The organism is Acetohalobium arabaticum DSM 5501, assembly GCF_000144695.1.
GTDB lineage: Bacteria > Bacillota > Halanaerobiia > Halobacteroidales > Acetohalobiaceae > Acetohalobium > Acetohalobium arabaticum.
Genome location: NC_014378.1, coordinates 2,218,325 through 2,244,253, shown reverse-complemented (window position 1 = coordinate 2,244,253; position 25,929 = coordinate 2,218,325). Strand labels below are relative to the sequence as shown.

Here is a 25,929-nt window from a genome sequence, read left to right as displayed (position 1 = left end):
GAAGATAGTATTATTGCTCTAATTGACAAGGCTAGGAGCAAAAATTAATGATCTACAGACTTCCATGGCTCCAGACCAGTTTTAAGAGTCGCTCTGGAATTATATTGGTTGTAGAGTATTGGGAATAATATCAATAAGAGTTGCTTCGGGGAAATATATTAATGTGATTAGGGAGGAAGTTAATTTATGGATCATTTGGATCGGTTGGAGAATAAAAGTATTCACATTATAAGAGAGGCTTATAGTGAGTTTAATAATTTATCGATGTTATGGTCGATTGGGAAGGACAGCACTGTATTATTATGGCTGGCAAGGAAGGCTTTCTTTGGACATGTGCCACTTCCTTTAGTACATATAGATACTGATTATAAGATTCCAGAGATGATTGAACATCGAGATAGATTGGCTAAAGAGTGGGAGTTGGATATGATCTACGGACAGAATGAAGCGGCATTAGAGAATAAGGAGACTTTTCCTGACGGCAATACTACGCGGATAGAGTGCTGTAAGAATTTGAAGTCGGAAGCATTGAAGAAGACATTAAATGGTACCTGGCCGCGGTATAGAATGAATCATAATACCGGTAAGTATGAAGTAGAAGAGAATCCTGAACCGTATACTGGAGTAATTGTCGGTGTCAGAGCTGATGAGGAAGGTACCCGTTCTAAGGAGAGATACTTCTCACCGCGGGATACGAATAATGATTGGGATCTCGGTGATCAGCCGCCGGAGTTTTGGGATCAGTATAAGACGGACTTTGCGCCGGGGACTCATGTGCGGGTTCATCCTTTGCTGGACTGGAAAGAGGTAGATATCTGGCGTTATATTGAGCGGGAGAATATTCCGATGGTTTCATTGTATTATGATCAGGGAGACGGTACTAGATACCGCTCATTAGGTTGTAATCCTTGTACTGATCCGGTGGAGTCGACGGCCAGTACACCGCAGGAGATAGTTAAGGAATTAGAGAGTGGGAAGTTTTCTAATATTGCTGAACGTGCTGGGAGGAAACAAGACGAGGAAGATGGTGGAGGACTCGAGGAACTTCGTAAGGAAGGTTATATGTAAAAGATAACGGATTAGACATAGACTGACAGTGCGCCAAGGAAAAGGGTATATCATATAGTAGGTGGAATCCCTACTGAGTAAGACTTAGCAAGTCACTCGTAGCGAGTTTTGGACATTTATAGGTGACTGTAAATGTTAAGCGTAAACAGTTAGGGTGTAGGCGGTAAGTGTAAACTGAAGAGATTGAGCTCCGAAATTGTGTGCATTGGGAGAGGCTGATGTTGTTGTCAGAACAGAAGGCAATAACTCTGTAGTCGTAAAGCAAGAATACAGAGTCGCCCCGGGGTCGAAGACCACCGCATGCATTACATTGTTATGATATATCAACTTGGGAGGTCCTGTGACTTCTACTTAGAGAGATAGGATGTATCAAGTGATAATAAAGTTAGAGCATCCAATGTCACAGGAAGTCGGATGACTACATAGTACCGTAGAAGTGGGGTAACTCCCATGGATGGGAAGGTGGTCACACAAGATAGTTCTTGAAAGGGAAACATACTCTATACGCAGAGATAGACAAATCTATACACAGAGATAGGTGGAAAGTATGGGAACGAAACTGGATAGAATGGCAGAGGTAGCTAGAACTAGACCTAAAGAGAGGTTTACTTCTCTAATACACTTAATCAATGAAGAGATGCTGATTATGTGTCACCATGAACTGGATGCTAATAAGGCAGCCGGCATAGATGAAGTTATTAAATCTAAATATGAAGAAAACTTACGGGATAATGTAAGGGACCTGGTTGCTCGAATGAAAAAAACAGGCATACAAGCCTCAGCCAGTAAAGAGGATATATATTGAAAAGGATAATGGTAAGAAAAGGCCTCTAGGGATTCCAACATATGAAGATAAGTTAGTACAGAAATCATTGACGAAAATACTTAATGCTATTTATGAAGAGGATTTTCTGGAATGTTCCTTTGGATTTCGTCCCAACCGTAGTTGTCATGACGCACTTAGGTCACTGGGGAGAATAATTAATAAACCCAGGGTGCAATATGTAGTAGATACAGATATTAAAGGATTTTTCGATAATGTGAATCATAAGTGGATGATGAAGTTTCTGGATAACCGTATCCAAGACCCAAATTTACAACGTCTGGTTGTTAGATTTCTCCGTGCTGGTATAATGGAAGAGGGCGAGAGATGTAAGACAACTCAGGGAACTCCGCAGGGCGGAGTCTGCTCTCCAATACTTGCAAATTTATATCTTCACCATGTTATAGATCTCTGGTTTGATCGTATAGTACGGAAGTATTTAGAAGGGGAGGCGTACATGGTGAGATATGCAGATGATATAATTTTCTGTTTTGAGACTAAAGAAGATGTTGACCGTTTCTACAAAGCCCTACAAGGGAGACTGAGCAAATTTGAGCTGGAATTGTCGGAGGAGAAAACCAAGATAGTTAAACTTACAGATGACGATGGTGATAGTAATGGTACATTTGATTTCCTGGGATTTACTCATTATATGGGTAAATGTAAGGATGGGATAAAACGGCTCAAAAGAAAGACAAGTAAGAAACGTTTCAGGCGGGGTATTAAACAATTTAAGGATTGGATAAGGAGCAGTAGAATTTTACCGGTTAAGGAATTTATGAGGCAATTGAATCGGAAACTTATAGGCACATATAATTACTACGCTGTATCAGACAATTGGAGAAGTATGCAAAGATTCTTTCGAAGAATAAGAAAACTCGTCTATAAATGGTTAAATAGGAGAAGTCAAAAGAAAAGTTTTGGTTGGGATAAGTTTAAACTTTTTCTTAATAAGTATCAGATAGTAAAACCTAAAATCAAAGTAAATCTCTATTAGGATGAAAATAGGTAAAAGTTATCTTTGTAAATGATTGAGTGAAAAGCCGTATGCCGTAATATGGCACGTACGGTTTTGTAGAGGAGTTGGAGTCGTAAGGTTCCGCTTACTCGACTAGATAAGACATAGACTGAAAGAACAAAAAATAGAGAATTAATAATTAGAAATATTTATTCGAAATATATTGGATAATTGTATGGAAAAGAAGAGATAGATTGAAGATGAAAAAATAAATAAAGACATGGACTGACAGTGCGCCAAGGAAAAGGGTATATCATATAGTAGGTGGAATCCCTACTGAGTAAGACTTAGCAAGTCACTCGTAGCGAGTTTTGGACATTTATAGGTGACTGTAAATGTTAAGCGTAAACAGTTAGGGTGTAGGCGGTAAGTGTAAACTGAAGAGATTGAGCTCCGAAATTGTGTGCATTGGGAGAGGCTGATGTTGTTGTCAGAACAGAAGGCAATAACTCTGTAGTCGTAAAGCAAGAATACAGAGTCGCCCCGGGGTCGAAGACCACCGCATGCATTACATTGTTATGATATATCAACTTGGGAGGTCCTGTGACTTCTACTTAGAGAGATAGGATGTATCAAGTGATAATAAAGTTAGAGCATCCAATGTCACAGGAAGTCGGATGACTACATAGTACCGTAGAAGTGGGGTAACTCCCATGGATGGGAAGGTGGTCACACAAGATAGTTCTTGAAAGGGAAACATACTCTATACGCAGAGATAGACAAATCTATACACAGAGATAGGTGGAAAGTATGGGAACGAAACTGGATAGAATGGCAGAGGTAGCTAGAACTAGACCTAAAGAGAGGTTTACTTCTCTAATACACTTAATCAATGAAGAGATGCTGATTATGTGTCACCATGAACTGGATGCTAATAAGGCAGCCGGCATAGATGAAGTTATTAAATCTAAATATGAAGAAAACTTACGGGATAATGTAAGGGACCTGGTTGCTCGAATGAAAAAGCAGGCATACAAGCCTCAGCCAGTAAAGCGGGTATATATTGAAAAGGATAATGGTAAGAAAAGGCCTTTAGGGATTCCAACATATGAAGATAAGTTAGTACAGAAAGCATTGACGAAAATATTTAATGCTATCTACGAGGAGGATTTTCTGGAATGTTCCTTTGGATTTCGTCCCAACCGTAGTTGTCATGACGCACTAAGGTCACTGGGGAAAATAATTAATAAACCCGGGATACAATATGTAGTAGATACAGATATTAAAGGATTTTTCGATAATGTGAATCATAAGTGGATGATGAAGTTTCTGGATAACCGTATCCAAGATCCAAATTTACAACGTCTGGTTGTTAGATTTCTTCGTGCTGGTATAATGGAAGAGGGAGAGAAATGGAAGACAACTCAGGGAACTCCGCAGGGCGGAGTCTGCTCTCCAATACTTGCAAATTTATATCTTCACCATGTTATAGACCTCTGGTTTGATCGTATAGTCCGGAAACACTTAGAAGGGGAGGCATACATGGTGAGATATGCAGATGATATAATTTTCTGTTTTGAGACTAAAGAAGATGTTGACCGTTTCTATAAAGCCCTACAAGGGAGACTGAGCAAATTTGAACTGGAATTGTCGGAGGAGAAAACCAAGATAGTTAAACTTACAGATGACGATGATGATAGTAATGGTACATTTGATTTCTTAGGATTTACTCATTATATGGGTAAATGTAAAGATGGGATAAAACGGCTCAAAAGAAAAACAAGTAAGAAACGGTTCAGACGAGGTATTAAACAATTCAAGGATTGGATAAGGAGCAGTAGAATTTTACCGGTTAAGGAATTTATGAGGCAATTGAATCGGAAACTTATAGGCACATATAATTACTACGCTGTATCAGACAATTGGAGAAGTATGCAAAGATTCTTTCGTAGAATAAGAAAGCTCGTCTATAAATGGTTAAATAGGAGAAGTCAAAAGAAAAGTTTTGGTTGGGATAAGTTTAAACTTTTTCTTAATAAGTATCAGATAGTAAAACCTAAAATCAAAGTAAATCTCTATTAGGATGAAAATTGGTAAAAGTTATCTTTGTAAATGATTGAGTGAAAAGCCGTATGCCGTAATATGGCACGTACGGTTTTGTAGAGGAGTTGGAATCGTAAGGTTCCGCTTACTCGACCAGACAGGACACAGACTAAAGACAAAAATATAGATTGAGTTAAATAAGTGAGAGCAAAAAATTATGTTTATTATTTGTTTTATGAAATATTGAAAGATGTTATTATGAATTAGTCTTGTGAATAGTCTCGTGTAAGTCTCGTGTCCAAAACAAATTCTTGAAGATAGAGGAGAGTCGTTAATGGCTACGGAATTAGCTGAAGAGAAGGAAGATTTGAATATAGTTATTGCTGGTCATGTTGATCATGGTAAGAGTACGATTATTGGTAGGTTATTGGCTGATACGGATTCTTTACCTGAAGGTAAGCTTGAACAGGTTAAGGAGACTTGTCGTAAGAATTCTAAGCCGTTTGAGTATGCTTTCTTGTTGGATGCTCTAAAGGATGAACAGTCGCAGGGAATTACTATAGATTCGGCGCGGTGTTTCTTTGAGACGGATAAGCGGGAGTATATTATTCTCGATGCGCCAGGACATATTGAGTTTTTGAAGAATATGGTGACAGGAGCAGCTAGAGCTGAGGCTGCTCTGTTGGTGATTGATGCTGATGAAGGAATCCAGGAGAATTCTAAGCGGCACGGTTATATGTTATCGATGTTGGGGATTGATCAGATAGTTGTGTTGGTCAATAAGATGGATTTAGTTGATTATGATCAGGATGTATATAACGAAATAGTAGAGGATTACACTAAATTTCTACATGAGATAGATATTGAACCAGAGACTTTTGTACCGGTTAGCGGTATGGAAGGAGATAATATTGCTAGTTTATCTGATAATACGCCGTGGTATGAAGATGAGACTGTGCTGGAAGTGCTGGACAGCTTTGATGCGGAAGAGTTACCGATGGACAAACCCTTTAGAATGCCGGTTCAGGATGTCTATAAGTTCACTAAAGGCGGCGACAACCGCCGGATTGTGGCGGGGACTATAACCTCTGGACAGGTCAGTGTTGGCGATGAGGTAGTGTTTTATCCTTCGGGGAAGAAGAGTACGGTTAAGTCGATTGAAGGCTTTAACAAACCAACAACAGTTAGTGCCAGTGTAGGAGAGTCTACGGGCTTTACGCTGGAGGAACAGATCTATATTACCCGCGGTGAGGTAGCTACTATTGATGATGAGCCGCAGCCGGAGGCTACATCGCGGATTAGAGCCAATATCTTCTGGTTAGGTAGAAATGAGATGACTAAGAATAAAGAGTACCATTTGAAGCTCGGTACGACTAAAGTAAGAGCCAGAATTGAAGAGATAAAACGAGTGATTGATGCTTCGGATTTAAGCCAGAATGAAGCCAAGAATGAGATAGAGAGACATGATGTAGCTGAGTGTATCTTGAAGCTAGATAAAGCAATTGCCTTCGATTTAGCCAATGAAATAGCTGAGACCAGCCGGTTTGTAATTGTAGATGAGTATGAAATTGCCGGCGGCGGTATAGTACAGGAAGCCTTAGAGGATAAGCAGAGCTGGGTTCGAGAGAAGGTAATGCTGAGAAACTATAAATGGGAGAAGAGCCATATCACTAATGATGAACGAGCGGAAAAGTATAATCAGAAGTCGACTTTAGTCTTAATTACTGGCGAAGAAGATGTTGGTAAGAAGCCGACGGCTAAGGCATTAGAGAAGAGATTATTTAATGATGGCAAGATAGTTTACTTCTTAGGAATCGGTAATGTCTTATATGGTGTAGATGCGGATATTAAAGGAACGGAAGAGAATAATCATCGGGAAGAGCACTTAAGGAGACTTGCGGAAGTATCCAATATTATGTTAGACGCAGGTGCTATTTTAGCTGTAACTGCTGTGGAATTAACTCAGGATGATCTAGAGTTGATAAAGACTACTGTGAATCCGGATAAGATAGAGACAGTCTGGTTAGGAGAGGATGTAACTACGGATATTAATTATGATTTACATATACCGGAGTTTGAGGATGAGAAGGAAGCAGCAGGTAAGATTAAAGGATTATTACAGGAGCGAGGGATTATATTTAAGCCGTGGTAAAGTCAGGTAGCTAAATTTCAAGTTAAGAAGTAGAAGATTAGCATAGACTTATAGCCAGTCTTGGTTTGTAGACTGGATAAGAATCCAGCAGGTAATTTCAAACTAGAAAGTAGGGAACTATCATAGATTCATAGTCAGCATGATTTTTATACTGATTAGGAGTTGCTAAAGTTAAGGAGAATAATTATGAATAGTAACATATTAAAAGATATTACCTGGCGGATAATTGGTTCTTTTATAACAGCTTTGATAACTTATATTATACTACAGGATGTAAAAGTTGTTAGCATTATTATTTTAATTGAAGTAATTACTAAAATGATTGCTTATTACTTCCATGAAAGGTCATGGAATAGAATTCAACGCGGTCGAGATTATAAGGAAAATAGAATAATTATTCATAAGAATGAGTAAGTACATTTATAATTAAAGGATGGTGGCTTAATGAGTACGGTAGAAAGAGTAGTAGAAGATCAAATGTTAGCTAGTGCTATATTGAAGGATAAGATTAAGAATAAGGAAGCAGTAATTGGAGTAATCGGCTTAGGCTATGTAGGATTGCCTTTAGCTGTAGAAAAAGCAAAAGCAGGCTATGAAGTAATTGGTTTTGATATACAACAAGAGAGAGTTGATATGGTTAATGATGGAGAAAATTATATAGGTGATGTGGTTGATGAGGAATTAACTGATTTAGTTGATGAAGAGATGATAACTGCTACTACTGATTATCAACGAATAGAAGTTGTAGATGTAGTAGCTATCTGTGTTCCAACGCCACTGGATGAGTATTATCAGCCGAATACAGAGTATGTTGAAGCTTCAACAACAGATATAGCAAAGTACTTACATAAAGGTATGCTGATTATCTTAGAAAGTACTACTTATCCTGGTACAACTGAGGAGATTGTAAAACCGATTCTAGAAGAGACAGGATTAAAGTGTGGAGAAGACTTTTTTGTAGCTTTTTCTCCCGAGAGAGTAGATCCTGGAAATAAGGTCTATAATACCAAGAATACACCGAAGGTAGTGGGAGGTATTACGTCTACAGGAACTGAGATTGCTGCAGACTTATATAATAATGTATTAGATTCTAAAGTACATACAGTATCGAGTCCTTCGGTAGCAGAGATGGAGAAGATCTTTGAGAATACCTTTAGAAATATCAATATTGCTTTGGCTAATGAAATGGCCATCCTATGTGATAAGATGGGAATAGATGTCTGGGAAGTAATCAATGCTGCCAAGACGAAGCCTTATGGATTTATGGCTTTCTATCCAGGACCAGGATTAGGCGGCCACTGTATTCCGATTGATCCTTTCTATCTTACCTGGAAAGCAAGAGAGCATGATTATCATACTAGGTTAATAGAATTGGCCGGAGAGATCAATAATTCAATGCCGGGTTTTGTAGTAGGTCGGTTAATGAAAATTTTAAATAAATTCAAGAAGACTTTGAATGGAGCAGATATCTTAATGCTGGGAGTGGCCTATAAGAGTGATATTGATGATCTACGGGAGTCTCCGGCTTTAAAGATAATTGATGAGCTGAAGGAAGAGGGAGCAGAAATCATGTATAATGACCCTCATATTCCAGAGTTTGAACATCAGGGAGTTAATTATGCTTCCCAGGAGTTAACTGATGAGCTATTAGAAGAAGCAGATGCAGTCTTGATAGCTACTGCCCATAGTGCGTATGATTATCAAAAAATAGTAGATAAGGCTCAAGTTGTCTTTGATACTCGCAATGGAACTGAAGGAATAGAAGCAGATAATGTATTTAGGCTATAGATATAGAAGGGAGCTTAAGAGATGAATAACCGATTAGGCTTTGGTATTATCGGCTGTGGAAGGATATCTCCTAAACATGTTGAAGGTATTATTAATAATTATGATGAGGCAGAGCTAGTTGCTGTTAGTGATTTGGTACCGGAGAAGATGGATGAGGCAGTTGATTACTTTAAAGAGTATATAGAAGATGATGAAAGATTAAAGAAAGAGATTAATGCTGATCAGAATATAAAGAAGTATGAAGACTATAAGGAGTTATTAAAAGATGATGAAGTTGATGTAGTAACGATTGCTACGGAAACGGGATATCATGCGGAGATTACGATTGATGCTTTAAATGCTGGTAAACATGTGATTGTAGAAAAGGCAATGGCTTTATCTACTAAAGATGCAGATAGAATGATTGAAACGGCAGATAAGAAAGGATTGAAGTTAGCAGTTTGTCACCAGAACCGCTTTAACCCTACTGTTCAGCAATTACGGGAAGCTTTGCAAAAAGACCGCTTTGGCCGCTTAGTCCATGCTGTAGCCAGTGTACGTTGGAATCGGAATGATGAGTATTATAATATGGATGACTGGCACGGTACTTTAGCCTTAGACGGCGGAATTTTAATGAATCAATGTATTCATAATATAGATATGTTATGCTGGATGATGGGCGATGTTGAGCGAGTAACGGCAGAAACGGATACTTTCTTACGTGATATTGAGACGGAAGATGCCGGGATGGCGGTTGTTAGATTTAAGAATGGAGCCATCGGTTTAATTGAAGGAACAGTCTGTGTTTATCCACGTAACCTGGAAGAAACGTTCAATATTTTCGGTGAGCAAGGAACAGTTAGATTAGCCGGAATTGCAATGAATGAGATTATTGATTGGAAGTTTGCCGATGGAGCTGAAGATGAAGCCGAGAAGATGAAGGAAGCAAATTATGAAACTGACACAGTCTATGGTTATGGTCATAATCTTTTATTTGGAGATATGATTGATGCTATTCGAGAAGATAGAAAGCCTTTAGTTGATGGTAGAGAAGGTAAGAAAGCAATGGAGTTAGTTTTAGCTATTTATAAATCTGCTCGAATTGGACAACCTATTGAACTGCCGCTAGAAGATTATTCAACGACTACAGGAGTGGAAAGTTATGAATAAGATAAGTGAAACGGCTAAGCTTGGTGATAATGTAAGTGTTGGTGATTTTAGTATCATTAAAGATGATGTTAAGATTGGTAATAATGTTATTATCGGTAATAACGTAGTAATTCATGAAGGAACTACGATAGGAGATAATATTCGAATTGATGATAATACGGTGATTGGAAAGCAGCCAATGAAAGCAGTGACTTCGGCAGTCAGTGATGATGAACTACAGCCGCCCTGTGAGATAGGAGATGGCTGTCTGATAGGAGCTAATACAGTAATTTATGCTGGCTGTGAGATTGGTAGTGACTGTCTAGTAGCTGATCAGGCTTCTATTCGTGAGAATGTCGAGATTGGAGAAAAAACGATTATAGGTCGGGGAGTAGCTGTAGAGAATTATTGTCAGATCGGTTCGAAGTGTAAGTTAGAGACTAATGTTTATATTACTGCTTATTCGGAAGTTGAAGATAACTGTTTCATTGCTCCAGGAGTTATAACATCTAATGATAACTTTGCTGGCAGAAGTGAAGAGCGGTATGATTACTTTAAAGGAGTTACTGTCAAAGAAGGCGGCCGTATTGGAGCTGGAGCTACAATTCTCCCGGGCAAGGTAATAGAAGAGGACGGCTTTGTGGCTGCGGGAAGTACAGTAACAAAGGATGTACCGGCGAAGAAGATAGTGGCAGGTACTCCGGCGGAGATATTTAAGGATGTTCCGGAGGATCAGTTGTTGGAGAATCAGTAAAATTAATTAATAAAGTTCTGACACGAGACTTACACGAGACTATACACAAGACAATATAAGATTGTTTAAAACTAATTTAAAATTAATGTTAAGTAGAGAAATTATGGTTTTTAAATGAAAATTTATGTATTTTGAATTGTAATATTAATTACTTGATTTATTATTTATTTTTAGTCTGTGTCCTGTCTGTGTTAGTCTGTGTCTATATCTGGGAGGCTGTAAACTTTGAAAGTACCATTATTAGATTTAAAGGAGCAGTATGAAGGAATTAAGGATGAGATTCAAGAAGCCATTAATGATGTTTTAGATAGTACTAGATATATTATGGGGAAGCATGTGGAAGGATTGGAAGAAGAGGTTGCCGATTACTGTGATACTGAATATGGAATTGGAGTAGCTTCGGGAACTGATGCTTTATTATTATCATTAAAAGCACTAGATATAGGTCCTGGTGATGAAGTGATTGTGCCTACATTTACCTTCTTTGCTACAGCAGGAGTGGTTTCGAGATTAGGAGCAACTCCAGTCTTTGCTGATATAGACCCGGTGACTTATAATATTACTCCGGAAGAGATTGAAGATAAGATTACTGATAAGACGAAAGCAATTATACCGGTTCATCTCTATGGACAGCCAGCGGAGATGAACGGGATCATGGATATAGCTGATAGATATGATTTGAAAGTAGTAGAAGATGCTTGTCAAGCAATAGGAGCTGAGTATAAAGGAACACAGGTTGGTAATTTTGGTGATGCTGCGGCATTGAGTTTCTTTCCTTCCAAAAATTTAGGTGGTTACGGCGATGGAGGTATGGTATTAACTAATGATGAAGAATTAGCTCAGAGAATAAAACGATTGAGAGTACATGGAGCTGAGCCTAAGTATCATCATAAGGAAGTAGGTTATAATAGTCGGTTAGATGCTATTCAGGCAGCAGTGCTTAGAGTCAAGCTTAAGTATCTGGATGAGTGGACTGAAGGGCGGCAAAGAGTAGCAGAGACTTATGATAGATTATTTGAAGAATATGGGTTAGAAAATGAGATTGTATTACCGGAGAAGAAAATTGCGGATTCCAAACATGTTTATCATCAATATGTGATTAGAGTAGATAACAGAGATGAATTGCAGAAGACCTTGAAAGAAGCAGGTGTGTCTACTTCTATATATTATCCAAAGCCACTGCATTTGCAGGAGTGTTATGAAGATTTAGGTTATCAGAAAGGTGATTTGCCAGTAGCAGAAAAAGCTTGCGAAGAGGTATTAGCATTGCCGATTGATCCTGCATTAAAAAAAGGACAAATAAAATATGTTTTAAAGAAATTTAAATTATAAATATATTTTGTTTAACTGGAAGGGTATAGTAAATGAAAAAAGAAAATAATTCAAAAAATAAAGATAATAAAAATGATTCTTTAGCTAAAAAGACGATAGATAGCAGCTTATGGATGTTTGGTTCGAGTTTTTTAAATAAAGGATTTAAATTTACAAGAAAAATAATATTAGCTCGGATTCTTGCTCCAGAAGATTTTGGTCTTTTTGGCATTGCACTTTTAATACTTTCTGCATCTGATTCTTTGACTAAAACTGGTTTTAATAAAGCATTAATACAAAAACAAAAGGAAGTAGAAAAATATTTAAATACAGCTTGGACTATTCAAGTTATGCGAGGGGGAATATTATTTTTAGTTTTATTTTCTACTGCTCCTATTATAGCTTTATTTTTTAATGAACCTCTTGCTATACCTATTTTACGTGTTTTAGCTATAGCTCAAATTTTCAAAGGTGTTCAAAATATAGGAATGATATATTTTGACAAAAGGCTTCAGTTCAATAAAAAGTTTATTTATACAGTAAGTGGAACTGTATTTGATTTTACTGTTTCTATTATTGCTGCTTATATATTAAAGAATGCCTGGGCCTTAGTGTGGGGAGTTTTAGTAGGATCAATTGTAAAATGTATGATTTCATTCATTTTACATCCATATAGACCAAGTTTGAATTTTTCTATAATAAAAGCTAAAGAGTTATTTGATTTTGGTAAATGGAAATTGGCTACTAGTTTTATTGTTTTTTTTGCTGTTCATTTAGATGATATAATAGTAGGGAGAATATTGGGGACAACTAAATTAGGGTTGTTTCAGATGGCCTTTCAATTATCAAATATTACTGCAAGTGAAATTTCTTATGTAGTTTCTAAGGTTGCTTTTGCTAGTTATTCTAAATTACAAAATGATAAAAAGAGGCTAAATATAGCTTATCTAAGAATATTGGAATTAGTAGTAACTATATCATTACCAATGATAGGAGGAATGATTATCCTTGCGCCTTTAGGAATAAAATTAGTATTAGGAGAAAAATGGATGCCAATGTTGTATTCGTTTCGAGTTCTGACTATTGGGGGATTATTTAGAACATTAAGTATTACTGGAGGAGCTTTATTTGATGCAGTAGGATTTCCTAAAGGTGATTTTATGATGAATAAATGGCGATTTATTTCTTTAAGTATAACTATTATTCCATTTACATATATGTGGGGACTTAACGGGGCTGCAATGACTTCAGGTTTGGCATTATTAGTTAGTTTAATACCTTTAATAAAAAATTTGTCATCTATTTTGGAACAAGATTTAGGTGTTTATTTAAAATTGTCCATTATTCCATTTATTTCTAGTTTGATTATGATAGGGGTAATTTTGTGTTCATATGAATATGAAATAATTAAATGGTTTTATTTGATAAAATTAATATTGTTGGGGAGTTTAGTATATTTTACTTTATTATATTTATTTGATAAATTTAATAATTTAGGACCTTGGACCAATATTAAATGGCTATTAAAAAAATTATTGTAAGTATTTTAAATAATTTTATTAAAGATTTACTGTTTTAAATATTAATTTATTCTTAATTTCTTGATAAATGTTAGAATTCTAAGGTTAGGAGTGAAGAAAATGTCAGAGGATGAGATTCAAGTATCTAAAGAGCATTATTTTAATTCTACCTATGATAGCAAGAGACGATTTTGTAGTTATTGGCATCAAATAGATGAAGTAAGAAAATTGAATCCTTCTTCGATTTTAGAAGTGGGAATTGGAAATGGATTAGTTTCGGATCATTTAAAAAAGCATGGATACAGTATTACTACAGTTGATATAGATTCTGATTTAAATCCTGATGTAGTAGCTTCGATTCAAGATTTACCTTTTAAAAATGGGAAATTTGAGGTAGTAATGGCTTATGAAGTTTTAGAGCATCTTCCTTTTGAAGAATTTTCTGTTGCGATGCAAGAACTTAAAAGGGTAGCACAAAATTATATATTAATTTCTTTACCAGATAGAAATAGAGCTTATCGATTTCAAATTCAATTACCTAAAATTGGAGATATTAAATTTTTAATACCAATACCGACTTTTATAAAATCAGAACATAAATTTGATGGAGAACATTATTGGGAAATAGGTAAAAAAAATTATTCTTTAAATAAAATTATTTCAAATATAGAAAATATTAATGGATTAAAACTAATTAAAACATATAGAGTTTTTGAAATAAGATCTCATAGATTTTTTATAATAAAAATAGTTGATTAATTATATTCAAGTGTTAATTGGATAAAATTAACACTTGAATATATTGAAAGATAAAATGTAGATTTAATATAGTATTTAAATTAATTAGGGGGCTATATAGAGGAAGGAGCTATATAATATGCCTAAGGTTAGTATTATCATTCCTACATATAATCGTGCTTCTCTTTTAAAACGTGCAATAAAAAGTGTTTTAGCACAAACCTTTAAAGACTTAGAATTGATTATTATAGATGACAATTCAAATGATTGTACAGAAGATATAGTAAAGAAATATATGAAATTTGATTCTAGAGTAAAATATATACAAAATGAAGTGAATTTAGGTGGTGGGGCTGCAGCAACTCGTAACAAAGGAATTGATATAGCTAGAAGGAAATATTGTGCTTTTTTAGATGATGATGATGAATGGAGAGAAGATAAATTAGAAAAACAATTAAACGTTCTAAAAAAAAATGATTATAGTGTTATAGGTAGTAAAAAATTAGTTCTTAAAAATTGTAGGGATTCTTCAGAGAATTTATTACAAGATAAAGATTATAATGATTGTTCTGATTTTGAAGAGATTTCTCTTCAGGATGCATTATCTGGTCGCTTACATATAAGTCCATCAACTTTGATTACTAAAACAGAATATTTAATAGAAATTGGTGGATTTGATGAAAAGCTAAAAGCTTCTGTGGGATATGATCTTAATGTTCGACTCATTAATAATTTTGGAAAAGGAGCTATTATTAATGAAAAACTTACTATAATTCATCAAGAACATGAATATCAAAGAGTTTCAACTTCTAAGAAATCTATTAATGGTGCATGGCAGAGTTATAATAAACATCATCATTTAATGAGTTTAAAAACAAAAAGAAAAAGATTAATGTCAATTCATCGTAAATCAATTTTAATGGATGCTTCTTCAATAAAAGAAAAGTTTTTTAACATTATTAAATTAATACCATATATTGATCTTTTATTAATTTGGATTATAAAAACTATATTGCAGAAAATAATTAAAAATTAATATAGCGACAGAGGTGACTTTATGGTTAATATAAATGATATTGATGATAATTTTTTGTTTCAATTATTTGAGTTAATGGATGAACGAAACGCTAAACTTGGTTTAGCTCGATACGATGTAAGAGATTATATGTCTCATCCATTTTATTTAAAATTACGAAAAACTGCACCGAAACCAATTGAATATTTATTTCGAATGCCAGATGTAGTTGCACCTTTACTTTTACGTAAAATTTTAAAAATAGAAAAAAAATTAATTCCTACATCTCTTTATCATTTAGGTATGTCTTTTCTGTTAATGGGAAAGCTTAAAAAGAATTCATCTTTCTTAGAAGAAAGTCTTAATTATTGTAAGGTAGGATTAGATATAGCTATTGATGCTCCCTATCTTTGTTGGAAACATCCCTATAAGCATCATGGATATCAGTGGAAAGATGAGTCAGAGCCTAAATTTAATTCTTGTGCACACCATACTTCACGGATGGGAATTTTTTTGGATAATATTGAAAAAGCATTTCCCGAAAAAGATTTTATCAATAAAAGTATTTCAACTGCTAAAGCGTTATTGAATTATCATAATTGGCATTATTATTCTAATACATGTACTGTGAGCTATTATCCAAATACAGAAGATGAAGTTATTAATACAGGCGCTGAAGTAGCGGCATTAATGGCAAAGACTAAAAAAACTTCTGATACTCAAAGACATCTTGAAGGTCTTGTTAGAACTTTAGTACAAGAACAACTAGCTGATGGAGGATGGAATTATTGTACTGAACATCATTATAATAAATTAGGAGGAAAACCGGTAGTTGATAATGCTCATAATGCTATGATTATGGGGGCTTTAGCAGACATAATTGATTCTGACCGATTAGATGAACAATTATATAATAAAACCATTAAAGTTTTAGATAAATCAGTGGGATTTTATTTTAATTCTTTTGTTTCTTCGCATGGAAAGGTGACTAAATATCCAAATAGAAAAGAAAAGACTGGAGCTTTATATGATTATTGTGAGGGAATAATTGCACTGTGTAAAACTATTAGACAAACAGATGTCATAGACAATAAGCAATCGCATGAGTTATTAGAAAATATTATAAAAAAGATATTAAAAAGAGCTATAGAAAAGTTTGTGGATTTAAAAACAGGTGATGTTGCTAGTGATAGATATTTCAAAATTAATTATAATGTTCAATCTATAAGAGTTGGTTCAGGGCTTTTAATGGAAACAATTAGCCAATACCTTTTAACCAAACAATTGCTTGAAGAGGAGAAAAGTTAATATGAATGTGGAGAAAAGTAAAAAAGAGTATGTATTAGATTTTTTGGCAAGGATTGGTTTTAAAGATAATGGATTGAGTGATAAAACTATTGAGTTTATTTTTTCTTACTTAGCAGGAATTGAAGAGTTAAAAACTAATAGGAAATATAATGACCATAATTGGGAAATGAATTATGCGAGTTTTGATATAAAGAAAAATAGATATATTCCGGTAATAGATTACAAAATATTCAACTTATATCATAAGGGGCTATTAAAAAAGATAGATAGAAAAGAAAATATGTGGCCTCAGAAAAAAAAATTTGCTTTGTGTATAACTCATGATATTGATCATTTATTTGGTAAAAGTTTTTTATATTATAGAAAAATGATTCCTCATTTTAACAAAGCACCAATTAAAAATAAATTATTATTTTTAGGGAGCTTTATCAAAAACTCATTAAATATTAAGAAAAAATCAATACCTGATTTAGGTATATGGTTAAAAGCTGAAGAAAAACATAATTTTAAATCTAGTTTTTTGTTTTTTTCTGATAAATTAATTGAACCATCATGGGAAGATAGCTTTTATAAGTATACAGATAAAACTATCTTTGAAGGACAAAAAGTTGAGATTGGTTGTGTTATAAAAGAAATTTTCAAAAGAGGTTGGGATGTAGGCCTTCATGGTAGTTGTAAATCATATTGTAATTCTCAGTATTTAAAATATGAGAAAAAAAGATTAGAAAACTTAATTGATTGTGAGATAAAAACAATCAGACAGCATCATTTAATGTTTGATATAAGGGATACACCTCAATGTCAAAATGCAGTTAATTTTAAAGTAGATTCTACTAGAGGTTCTAATATTTCACCAGATTTTCGTTGTGGAACAGGTTTTCCATTTTATCAATATGATTTAAATAATGAGAAGTCACTTGACATTTTACAGATTCCTTTAGTCATTCAAGATAATGCATTATTTAGACATGAAAAATTAAACAAGGAACAAGTAGTTAATTATGTGTCTGAAGTAATGGAAATGGTTGCGGATATTAATGGATGTATGACAATATTATGGCATAATAATTATTATAAGAATGATAAAGAATTTCAAGCTTTTGAAGAAATTCTTAATAAAGCTGATAAATTAGGAGCCTGGGGATGTTCACTTAGAGAATTAAATGATTGGTGGAGAAGAAAAAGAAATTAGAATTAAAAGGAAGGATAATTTATTATGAAAAAGTTTTTAAAAGAAATATTTAGAGATATTATCTGGAAGATCAAGAATCATATAAGAAGAAGAAATGCTTTAAAGTCAAAATCAGAAGATTTTTTTTTGAATCTAGAAGAGAAAGTCTTAAATGAAGCAAATTGCTATTTTGTTCTTTCAACTGGTAGATGTGGAACATTATTATTAACTAAAATATTAAATTTAGATGAAAATTCTGATGTTTTTCATAGACCTAGTCCAGAATTAGTTTTTCCTTCTACTTATGCCTACAAGATTGGAAATGATAACCCTGAGAAATTTAAAATAGCTTCTATGTGTGCTAGATATGATCATATTGAAAATAGTTTTATATGTGACCGAAATTTTGTTGAAACTAATTGTAGAATAACCTTTTTTGCTCCATTTTTAGCTCAAGTATTCAAGAAATCAAAATTTATTCATTTAGTGCGAAGTCCAATTTCTTTCATAAAAAGTGCTGTTTCGAGAGGTTTTTATCAACATCCGAAAGCTGACCGAGGGCATATTACTCCTAAAGATGATGCTTCTATTTCTTGGGATACTATGACTCCAATCGAAAAAAGTGCATGGTTGTGGAATGAAACTAATAGTTATATTGAAGACTTTAAGCAGGAAATTGATTCATCTAGATACATAACTATTTTTTCAGAAAACTTATTTACTAGACCTGAAGAAGCAGAAAAATCATTAAGTTTTTTAGGAAATAAATCAATAAGTAAAAAACAAATTTCTAAAATTATAAAAAAGCCAGTAAATAAAAGTAAAAAATCTTCTTTAGCTAATAACTTAAATGAAGAACAGATAAAAAATATAGAGAAATATACGTCATTAGCTAAACTTTATAATTATTAAATTAATCAAAGGGAGGGGATAATGATTAATATCAAAAAAAGATATTTAGAGAATTTGTTTTCTTTTGAAGCTTCTTTTTTATTGTTTTTGAATGCTGGTTTTTTTCAAAATTTAGGTTTTTTGTCCTTTATAACTACTAAAATTCATATTATAATTATATTTGCAATTATAAATATTATTTCTGGATTATATATTTTATTTATAAAGAAAAAATGTTTTATTAAAAGAAATAATTTTAATATTTTTGTTTTATTTGTGATTTTTTGTATCTATGTTTTATTATCTTATATTAATACTTATGGTTTTCCAAAAGCTGATAGTAAATTTCTTCAGTTTATGTTTATACTTCCTTGGTGTTCATTTGCTAGTTTATTAATTATTGATAATAAAAAAAGAGCTTTTCGTTTTATATGTTTTTTATTTATAGTAGGTTTTATTTTCTCTTGTAACGCTATTTTTTCTGTGCTAGTTTTAGGAAATGAAGTAGAAGGATATCATAGAGTGGGTAGGATGTCAGGGGCATTAATTCTTTTATCTATTATTTTTTTATTAAATTTCAAAAATAAAAAATGTAAATTTATGATGTTTTCTTTAATTATAATATACATACTGGGGTTATTTTCTTCTGCTCATCGAGCTGGGGTTATAAGTTTAATTATGACATTAATAGTTATGTTGATATTTTATTTAAAAAAAAGTAAAGATAGTATTTTAAATAGAAAGAGTTTAATTTATATTTTGATTTTTATTATATTAGTAAGTGGAGTTTTATTGAAAGTATCAGATAAGTCTCATTATTTAATATCCAGATTAAATTCTTTATATTATAGTATTTCATCTGGAAATAATAGTAGGCTTTTAATGTATAAAGAAAGCTTAAAAGTTTGGTCTAAACATCCAATATTTGGTGTTGGGATTGGAGGATTTTCTCAAAGTACGGGATTAAATAAATGGAGGCATCCACATAATATTTATATTGAATTACTGCTTGAATTTGGTATAATTGGTTTTGGTTTGTTTGTTACATATATGTTCATTTGGGTACCTTCTATTATTAAACTTAATTATAAAAATGATATTACTATTTTTTCTTTAATTATATTATTTATATTTTTGTTTATAAATATAATGATTAGTGGTGATATAGTTGATAATAGACTATTTTTTTCGTTAATTGGTATTTTAACTAGTTCTATATTTAGTGAGATTAGAAAATATAAAAAAATTGATTTGTAAAACAGGTTATTGTAACCTCCCTATTAAAATTGGATAGAAAAAAATGAAACAGTTATAATTTAATTAGAAGTTAGAAAGGTGTGATTGTTAGTCGAAATTAATAACTTAAACATGTGTGATTAATAATCAGTAAATTTGTTTAAATATGGGATTTAGAAAAATTGAGTATATATTGTATTTATTTCTTAAAAATTAATTGTGTTTTAGTTAGAAAGGTGATTTAATGAAAAAAATAGTTTTTATGTCTTCAGTTCATGATGTTTTTGATACTAGAATTTTTCATAAAGAAGCAAAAACTTTAAAAAAAGCAGGTTATGATGTTACATTAATTGCTCAGCATACTAAGAAGGAAGTAATAAATGGAATAGAAATTATACCTATAGATGAATCTAATAATCGTTATAAACGTTTTATAAAAACAGTTTGGGAAGTTTTAAAAAAGTCATTTCAAGTAAAAGGAGATATTTATCATTTTCATGACCCAGAACTTATTCCAATAGGATTATTATTAAAATTGAATGGAATGAAAGTTATCTATGATGTTCATGAAGATGTACCTAAACAGATTGTATCTAAGGAATGGATTTGGAAACCAATTAGAGGTTTTGTTTCAAAATTAGCAAGTGGTATGGAAAAATTAGCAGATAAATTTTTTAATGCAATAGTGTCAGCTACACCTACCATTGAGAAAAAGTTCAATAATAAAAACAGTATTGCTGTCCAAAATTTCCCTTTATTAGATGAATTACACATATCAAATTCTTCAGAAAATAATAAGAAAAAGAATATAGTTACTTATGTAGGTAGCATTACTAAAAGTCGAGGGATAAAAGAGATGGTAAAGGCTATTGATATTTTATCAGAAGATTATGATGCCAAGTTTTTATTAGCTGGAAAGTTTACATCCAAACATTTAAAAGACAAAACTAAAAAAATAAATGGATGGAGTAAAGTTGAATTTCAAGGTTGGATTGATAGAAAGCAAGTAGCAAGCAATTTATCACAAGCAAAAGCAGGTTTAGTTGTGCTTCATCCGAAACATAGATATAAAGTATCTTATCCAATAAAAATGTTTGAGTATATGACAGCAGGATTACCAGTTATAGCTTCTGATTTTCCACTTTGGGAAGAAATTATTGAAGGTAATGAGTGCGGGATAACAGTAGATCCGCTAGATCCTAAGGAGATAGCTGAAGCAATTCAATATATCTTTAATCACTCAGAAGAGGCAAAAAGGATGGGGCAGAATGGTCGTAAAATAGTAGAATATAAATATAACTGGTCTGTCGAGGAAAAAAAATTATTAAATTTATATGAAAATATTCTTAACTAAATTATAAAATTTAAAATTTGAAGTAATAAAAGTTGGTTTAATTGTTAATGAGTTATTAATTCTCACTATCGTTGCATTGTTAAAAATGACCAATGATTATTCGGATACTAGAATTGAAATCTTAAATCAAAAATCACATGTGAATTTTGATTCAAACCATCTATGTAGTTTAAGTCCAAAATATTTTAATTTGATTTACCATTAAAGCATTTTAATCGGATATATGGTAATTATTTCGGTGAATAGCTAAACTGACCCTATAAATCAATCAAAAATATTTTTAGCTAAAGCTATGACACCAGTCTTTCCAATTAAACGTATGTGGAACAGTCATTAAAATAGAATATTTGATTCTTCTTGTTAAATTAAGCAGTCTACCATTAAATTTTGATTTCTGTTTGATTAGTTTTAAAAGTAGATATAAGATTATTGCACTGTAAATTTGAATTAAAACAGCATTTTCATTATGCCCAAAGAATCTCTTAATCTTAAGATGCTGCTTGATCCATTTAAAGAATAACTCTATTTCCCAGCGTTCTTTATATAGCTGAGCTATTTGGTGGGCTGGTAAATCAAAGCGATTAGTTATAATTTCAATCTCTTTTTCATTACCTTGTCGGTCAGTAGTTTTAACTTTAATTAACCGTAATTTGTGTTTCATTCTTTTATCTGTAGAACCTAAAATAACATCAGCATCAAGTAAAATGTTAGCTTCTTTATCATCTTTAGTAGGCTCTAAAGTTCTAACAACTTCAATTTTAGTATTAGACTTAGTTCTAGTAACAAAATAGATATCATTTTCAATGAAGTCATCGAATTTTTGATAATCTATATAGGCTCTATCGAAGATATAAGTACAACCAGAATCAAAAGTTAAATTATCGAATATCTCTTTATCATGAACTATAGCATTAGTAACAATTATATTTTCTGGTGCTCCACTTTCTGCATCATATAAGGTATGGAGTTTAATTCCACCTTTACTTTTTCTAAATTTAGCCCAAGCAAAAAGAGATAAGCATAAACTAATAATAGAGGAATCAATTATTTTTATTGATCCGATATCTTTTATAGTTTCTTTAAAGCCCTGTTTGTTCTTAAGTTTATCAAATAAATGAGAAAAAATATCAGCAAAAATTTGATAGCTTCTATTCTCATTTTTACGAGACAGCTGAGAAACACTAATTTGAGGTAATTCCTTTTTTAAATTTGAATCAACTTTTAGATTGACTACAAAATCTGCTAGACTCTTTTTCTCAGTTAAAGGAGTTTTCTTTTTGCAAAGGTAGTTTTAGCTAAAATTTCGATGCAACGCTAGTGATTAATTCTAGTTATGTAGAGTTATAATTCAGAAATTATAATAAAACTAGGTTTGAAGAATAAAATAGGATTTTAACTGATTGTATTTTAAATTAAAAGATATCAATATTTATTAACGATACAGGAGGAAAGTTAAATAAATGGTTAGTGATAAAGAAAATTTAAAACCTGATTTTATTGGTATTGGAGCAATGAAGTGTGCAACTACGTGGTTATCTGAGTGTTTAAGATGCCATCCTGATATTTATATGAGTAGTCCTAAAGAGATACATTTCTTTTCTGCTCACTATGAAAAAGAGTTAGAATGGTATTTGGATCATTTTAAAGAAAGTGATAATTTTAAAATTCGAGGTGAATTTTCTACTAGTTATCTTCCTAATAATGAAGTTCCGATCAGAATAAAAGAAACTTTAGGAGAGGTGAAATTATTAGTTTCTCTTAGAAATCCAGTTGAAAGATTTATTTCTCATTATAAACATTATTTAAGAGATGAAAAATTAGTAGGTAATCTTAATTTAAAAAATTATCAAAAGTCAATTGAGAAATATCCTGAATTATTAGATAGAGGAAATTATTCTGATCAGTTAAAAAAATATATAGAAAACTTTGGTTTTGATAATATTAAAATTATTATAAAAGAAAATATTGATTCGAAACCAAAAGAAGTTTTGGGTAATGTTTATTCTTTTTTAAATGTTGATTCAAATTTTGTTCCCCCTTTAGTTGAAAAGAAGGTTAGTCCTGGGATAACACCAAAGATACAGCTTTTGGAAAATTTGAGAAAAATGATTTTTTCCTTAGCTAAAAGTGAAGCTCCTTGGTTTATTGATTTAGTAAAAAAATTTAGGATTCCAGAATTATATAGAAAACTTAATAATAAAAAAACTTTTCAAGTTGATTTAGAAGTTAAGGATAAACTTTATGATTATTACAGAAATGAAATATTCGAAGTTGAAAATTTAATAAAAAAAGACCTAAGTTTTTGGAAAAGATAATTTTATAATATATGGTGAGTATATAACTTTTTAATTAATTGTATTTATTTTGAATATTTGATTTAATAAGTTTATAGAAATTTTTGGGAGGAATTATAACCATGGAATGGCCTGGGGATAAAAAATTTGCTTTTACTATATTTGATGATACTGATAATAGTACTGTTAAAAACGTTTCTCCAATTTATAATTTGTTATTAGAAAATAATTTAAAAACTACTAAGTCAGTTTGGGTATATCCTCCTAATGATAATCAGTTTTCCGGAGATTGTCTTTTAGATGAAAATTATTTAGACTTTGTTAGAAATCTTAATGGCAATGGTTTTGAAATTGCTTTACACAATGTAGGATCTGGAAATTTTAAAAGAGATGATATAGTTCAAGGAATAGAACTCTTTGAAAAACTTTTGGGCTTTTATCCTAATATTCAGGTTAACCATGCTGGAAATCGAGATAATATTTATTTTGGGGCGAAAAGGTTTTTACCACCTTTTTCTAGCCTATATAAGTTATATAGATATATAAAAGGAGGAATTTCATTTGAAGGAGAAGTTGAAACTTCTAAATATTTTTGGGGAGATATTGTAAAAGAAAAAATTAAATATATAAGAAATTTTACTTTTAATGGGATAAATACGTTAAAGTATGATCCAGCAATGCCTTATATAGATCCCCAAAAAGAAGAATATTCAAATTATTGGTTTAGTTCTTCAGATGGACATACAGTAGAAGAATTTAATAATTTAATAAAAAAAGAAAATGTTGATAAATTAGCGAAAGAAGGAGGAGCCTGTATTGTTTATACTCATTTTGCTTCTGGATTCGTTAATGAAAATGGAGAAATAAATTTAGAATTTAAAAATAAACTAAACTATTTAGCAAGTAAAAATGGCTGGTTTGTACCAGTAAGTAAATTATTAGATTATCTATTACAAAACAAAGAAAAAAGCAGTAGAGCAAGTTACTTTTATTTATTCAAGCTAAATTTATTATGGCTTATAGATCGCTTATTAAAAAAGATAAAATATAATAGATAAAGTTTGATAATAATCTAAGGGGGGAATTAATTATATGACAGATATATGGTTGATTAATCACCATGCTACTACTAAAGGTAGGCATACTAATATATCCAGAGAACTTGTGAATAAGGGAAATACAGTAAAACTTTTTGCTTCTAGTTTTAAACATAATGTTTACAAAGAGCTTAAGGATTACCCAGAAGGGAAAAATTATTTAAAAGAGAAAGAGGAAAATTATGAACGTGTTTGGATAAAAACACCTCCTTATGATAAGAATGGATTTAAAAGATTAATTAATCAATTAGTGTTTGCTTATCGTGTAATTAAAACAGGTTTGAATATGAAAAGTCCTGATGTAATTATTGGTTCCTCAGTTCATTTATTTGCCGGATTAGCTGCGTATATTTTGGCTAAAATAAAAAAAGTTCCTTTTATATTTGAAGTAAGAGATTTATGGCCGCAGACTTTAGTTGATTTAGATGTGTTAAATGATAAAAGTCCTGTTACTTATCTTTTTAGATGGTTAGAGAAATTTCTATATAAAAAAGCAGATAAAATTATTAGTGTTTTGCCTAGAGGGGTAGATTATATATCTTCTCTTGGAATTAAAGAAGAAAAAGTAATTCATATTCCTAATGGTGTAGATTTAACTTGGTTTGATAGACATATTAATACTGAACTTGAAAATAAAGAACTAATAAACTTTTTTAATAATCAAAAAGATATGGTTTTTGCCTATACAGGTGCCCATGGTTTAGCTAATGGTTTAATTACTTTAGTGAAGAGTGCAAAGATTATTCAGGATAGAAATATTAGAAAGAATATTCAGTTTTTATTAGTTGGTGATGGACCAGAAAAAGAAAAATTGATAAAAGAAGCTAAAAGATTAGAACTTAATAATATTACTTTTATACCAAGAGTTGATAAAGACCAAGTTCCTGCTATATTAAATAAAGCTGATGTATGTGTTTCCATTGTGCGTAAGAGTAAAGTTCATAAATATGGTGTAAGTATGAATAAAATATTTGACTATTTAGCTAGTGGTAAACCAATGATTTCCGCTTTAGAAGCTGCTTTTGATTTTGCAGATGTAGCTGATTGTGGAATAGCTCTTCCGCCGGATGACCCACCAAGGCTAGCAAATGCAGTTGTAGAAATGTCTGAGATATCGTTAGAAGATAGAGAAGAATTAGGTAAAAACGGAAGACAGTTTGTAGAAGAGAATAATGACTATCCTATTTTAGCTGGTAAATTGATAAAAGTTATTGAGGAAGTTTGTAGATAAAATTGATTGTTAATTGATAAGATATAATTTAAAAAGGAGAAAAATATAA

The 25,929-nt window shown here is 32.0% G+C and carries 21 protein-coding genes and 1 pseudogene; 21 read left to right on the top strand and 1 reads right to left on the bottom strand.

The genetic code is table 11. From position 1 onward, the window contains the following. Positions 1–186 precede the first annotated feature (186 nt). The 18 genes from cysD to acear_RS10760 all read left to right on the top strand — a co-directional run bounded on the left by cysD (position 187) and on the right by acear_RS10760 (position 21,258). Positions 187–1,068: a sulfate adenylyltransferase subunit CysD gene (cysD, locus tag acear_RS10840; RefSeq protein WP_013279066.1), complete on the top strand. Its 882-nt coding sequence runs from the start codon at positions 187–189 to the stop codon at positions 1,066–1,068. A 547-nt stretch (positions 1,069–1,615) separates the two neighbouring features. Continuing rightward, positions 1,616–1,873, top strand: a complete 258-nt coding sequence (locus acear_RS12720; RefSeq protein WP_222831962.1) for a glycosyltransferase family protein — start codon at positions 1,616–1,618, stop codon at positions 1,871–1,873. Beyond that, positions 1,863–2,888, top strand: a complete 1,026-nt coding sequence (gene ltrA, locus acear_RS10835; RefSeq protein WP_222831993.1) for a group II intron reverse transcriptase/maturase — start codon at positions 1,863–1,865, stop codon at positions 2,886–2,888. Before acear_RS12720 ends, ltrA (acear_RS10835) begins: the two co-directional genes overlap by 11 nt. Positions 2,889–3,659: 771 nt before the next feature. Continuing rightward, entirely contained in the window at positions 3,660–4,931 is a 1,272-nt protein-coding gene (ltrA, locus tag acear_RS10830; RefSeq protein ID WP_013279065.1) for a group II intron reverse transcriptase/maturase, read from the top strand. Between the two features lie 295 nt (positions 4,932–5,226). Further along, entirely contained in the window at positions 5,227–7,044 is a 1,818-nt protein-coding gene (locus tag acear_RS10825) for a GTP-binding protein (RefSeq protein WP_013279064.1), read from the top strand. Between the two features lie 186 nt (positions 7,045–7,230). Continuing rightward, positions 7,231–7,458, top strand: coding sequence for a DUF2061 domain-containing protein (locus acear_RS10820; RefSeq protein WP_013279063.1), 228 nt, complete (start codon positions 7,231–7,233; stop codon positions 7,456–7,458). A 30-nt stretch (positions 7,459–7,488) separates the two neighbouring features. Then, positions 7,489–8,832, top strand: coding sequence for a nucleotide sugar dehydrogenase (locus acear_RS10815; protein ID WP_013279062.1), 1,344 nt, complete (start codon positions 7,489–7,491; stop codon positions 8,830–8,832). Between the two features lie 21 nt (positions 8,833–8,853). Beyond that, positions 8,854–9,981, top strand: coding sequence for a Gfo/Idh/MocA family protein (locus tag acear_RS10810; protein ID WP_013279061.1), 1,128 nt, complete (start codon positions 8,854–8,856; stop codon positions 9,979–9,981). Continuing rightward, complete coding sequence (locus acear_RS10805; RefSeq protein ID WP_013279060.1) at positions 9,974–10,714, top strand: acyltransferase; 741 nt, start codon at positions 9,974–9,976, stop codon at positions 10,712–10,714. The genes acear_RS10810 and acear_RS10805 overlap by 8 nt, the downstream gene beginning before the upstream one ends. A gap of 225 nt (positions 10,715–10,939) precedes the next feature. Next, positions 10,940–12,046, top strand: coding sequence for a DegT/DnrJ/EryC1/StrS family aminotransferase (locus acear_RS10800; RefSeq protein ID WP_013279059.1), 1,107 nt, complete (start codon positions 10,940–10,942; stop codon positions 12,044–12,046). A 32-nt stretch (positions 12,047–12,078) separates the two neighbouring features. Then, positions 12,079–13,566: a lipopolysaccharide biosynthesis protein gene (locus acear_RS10795; RefSeq protein WP_013279058.1), complete on the top strand. Its 1,488-nt coding sequence runs from the start codon at positions 12,079–12,081 to the stop codon at positions 13,564–13,566. A gap of 99 nt (positions 13,567–13,665) precedes the next feature. Next, positions 13,666–14,304: a class I SAM-dependent methyltransferase gene (locus acear_RS10790; RefSeq protein WP_013279057.1), complete on the top strand. Its 639-nt coding sequence runs from the start codon at positions 13,666–13,668 to the stop codon at positions 14,302–14,304. 118 nt (positions 14,305–14,422) lie between these two features. Beyond that, positions 14,423–15,319 (top strand): glycosyltransferase family 2 protein, encoded by an 897-nt coding sequence (locus tag acear_RS12230; RefSeq protein ID WP_013279056.1) that lies wholly within the window; start codon positions 14,423–14,425, stop codon positions 15,317–15,319. Positions 15,320–15,340: 21 nt separating this feature from the next. Then, entirely contained in the window at positions 15,341–16,606 is a 1,266-nt protein-coding gene (locus acear_RS10780; RefSeq protein ID WP_013279055.1) for a hypothetical protein, read from the top strand. Position 16,607: 1 nt separating this feature from the next. Then, positions 16,608–17,798, top strand: a complete 1,191-nt coding sequence (locus tag acear_RS10775; RefSeq protein WP_013279054.1) for a polysaccharide deacetylase family protein — start codon at positions 16,608–16,610, stop codon at positions 17,796–17,798. A 24-nt stretch (positions 17,799–17,822) separates the two neighbouring features. Beyond that, the gene (locus acear_RS10770) at positions 17,823–18,689 is read left to right on the top strand and encodes a sulfotransferase family protein (protein WP_013279053.1); all 867 of its coding nucleotides are present in this window, start codon (positions 17,823–17,825) and stop codon (positions 18,687–18,689) included. A 21-nt stretch (positions 18,690–18,710) separates the two neighbouring features. After that, entirely contained in the window at positions 18,711–19,925 is a 1,215-nt protein-coding gene (locus acear_RS10765) for an O-antigen ligase family protein (protein WP_013279052.1), read from the top strand. A 223-nt stretch (positions 19,926–20,148) separates the two neighbouring features. Continuing rightward, positions 20,149–21,258, top strand: a complete 1,110-nt coding sequence (locus acear_RS10760; protein WP_013279051.1) for a glycosyltransferase family 4 protein — start codon at positions 20,149–20,151, stop codon at positions 21,256–21,258. Positions 21,259–21,538: 280 nt separating this feature from the next. On the opposite strand, the pseudogene acear_RS10755 reads toward acear_RS10760, so the two are convergent. Further along, positions 21,539–22,510: pseudogene (locus acear_RS10755) on the bottom strand (IS4 family transposase); the annotation flags it as partial. 208 nt (positions 22,511–22,718) lie between these two features. On the opposite strand from acear_RS10755, the gene acear_RS10750 reads away from it, so the two are divergent. The 3 genes from acear_RS10750 to acear_RS10740 all read left to right on the top strand — a co-directional run bounded on the left by acear_RS10750 (position 22,719) and on the right by acear_RS10740 (position 25,880). Beyond that, a complete protein-coding gene (locus acear_RS10750) occupies positions 22,719–23,573 on the top strand; it encodes a sulfotransferase domain-containing protein (protein WP_013279050.1) in 855 nt (284 codons plus the stop codon). A 101-nt stretch (positions 23,574–23,674) separates the two neighbouring features. Then, entirely contained in the window at positions 23,675–24,610 is a 936-nt protein-coding gene (locus acear_RS10745) for a hypothetical protein (RefSeq protein WP_013279049.1), read from the top strand. A 34-nt stretch (positions 24,611–24,644) separates the two neighbouring features. Further along, positions 24,645–25,880, top strand: a complete 1,236-nt coding sequence (locus tag acear_RS10740; RefSeq protein ID WP_013279048.1) for a glycosyltransferase family 4 protein — start codon at positions 24,645–24,647, stop codon at positions 25,878–25,880. Positions 25,881–25,929: the final 49 nt, after the last annotated feature.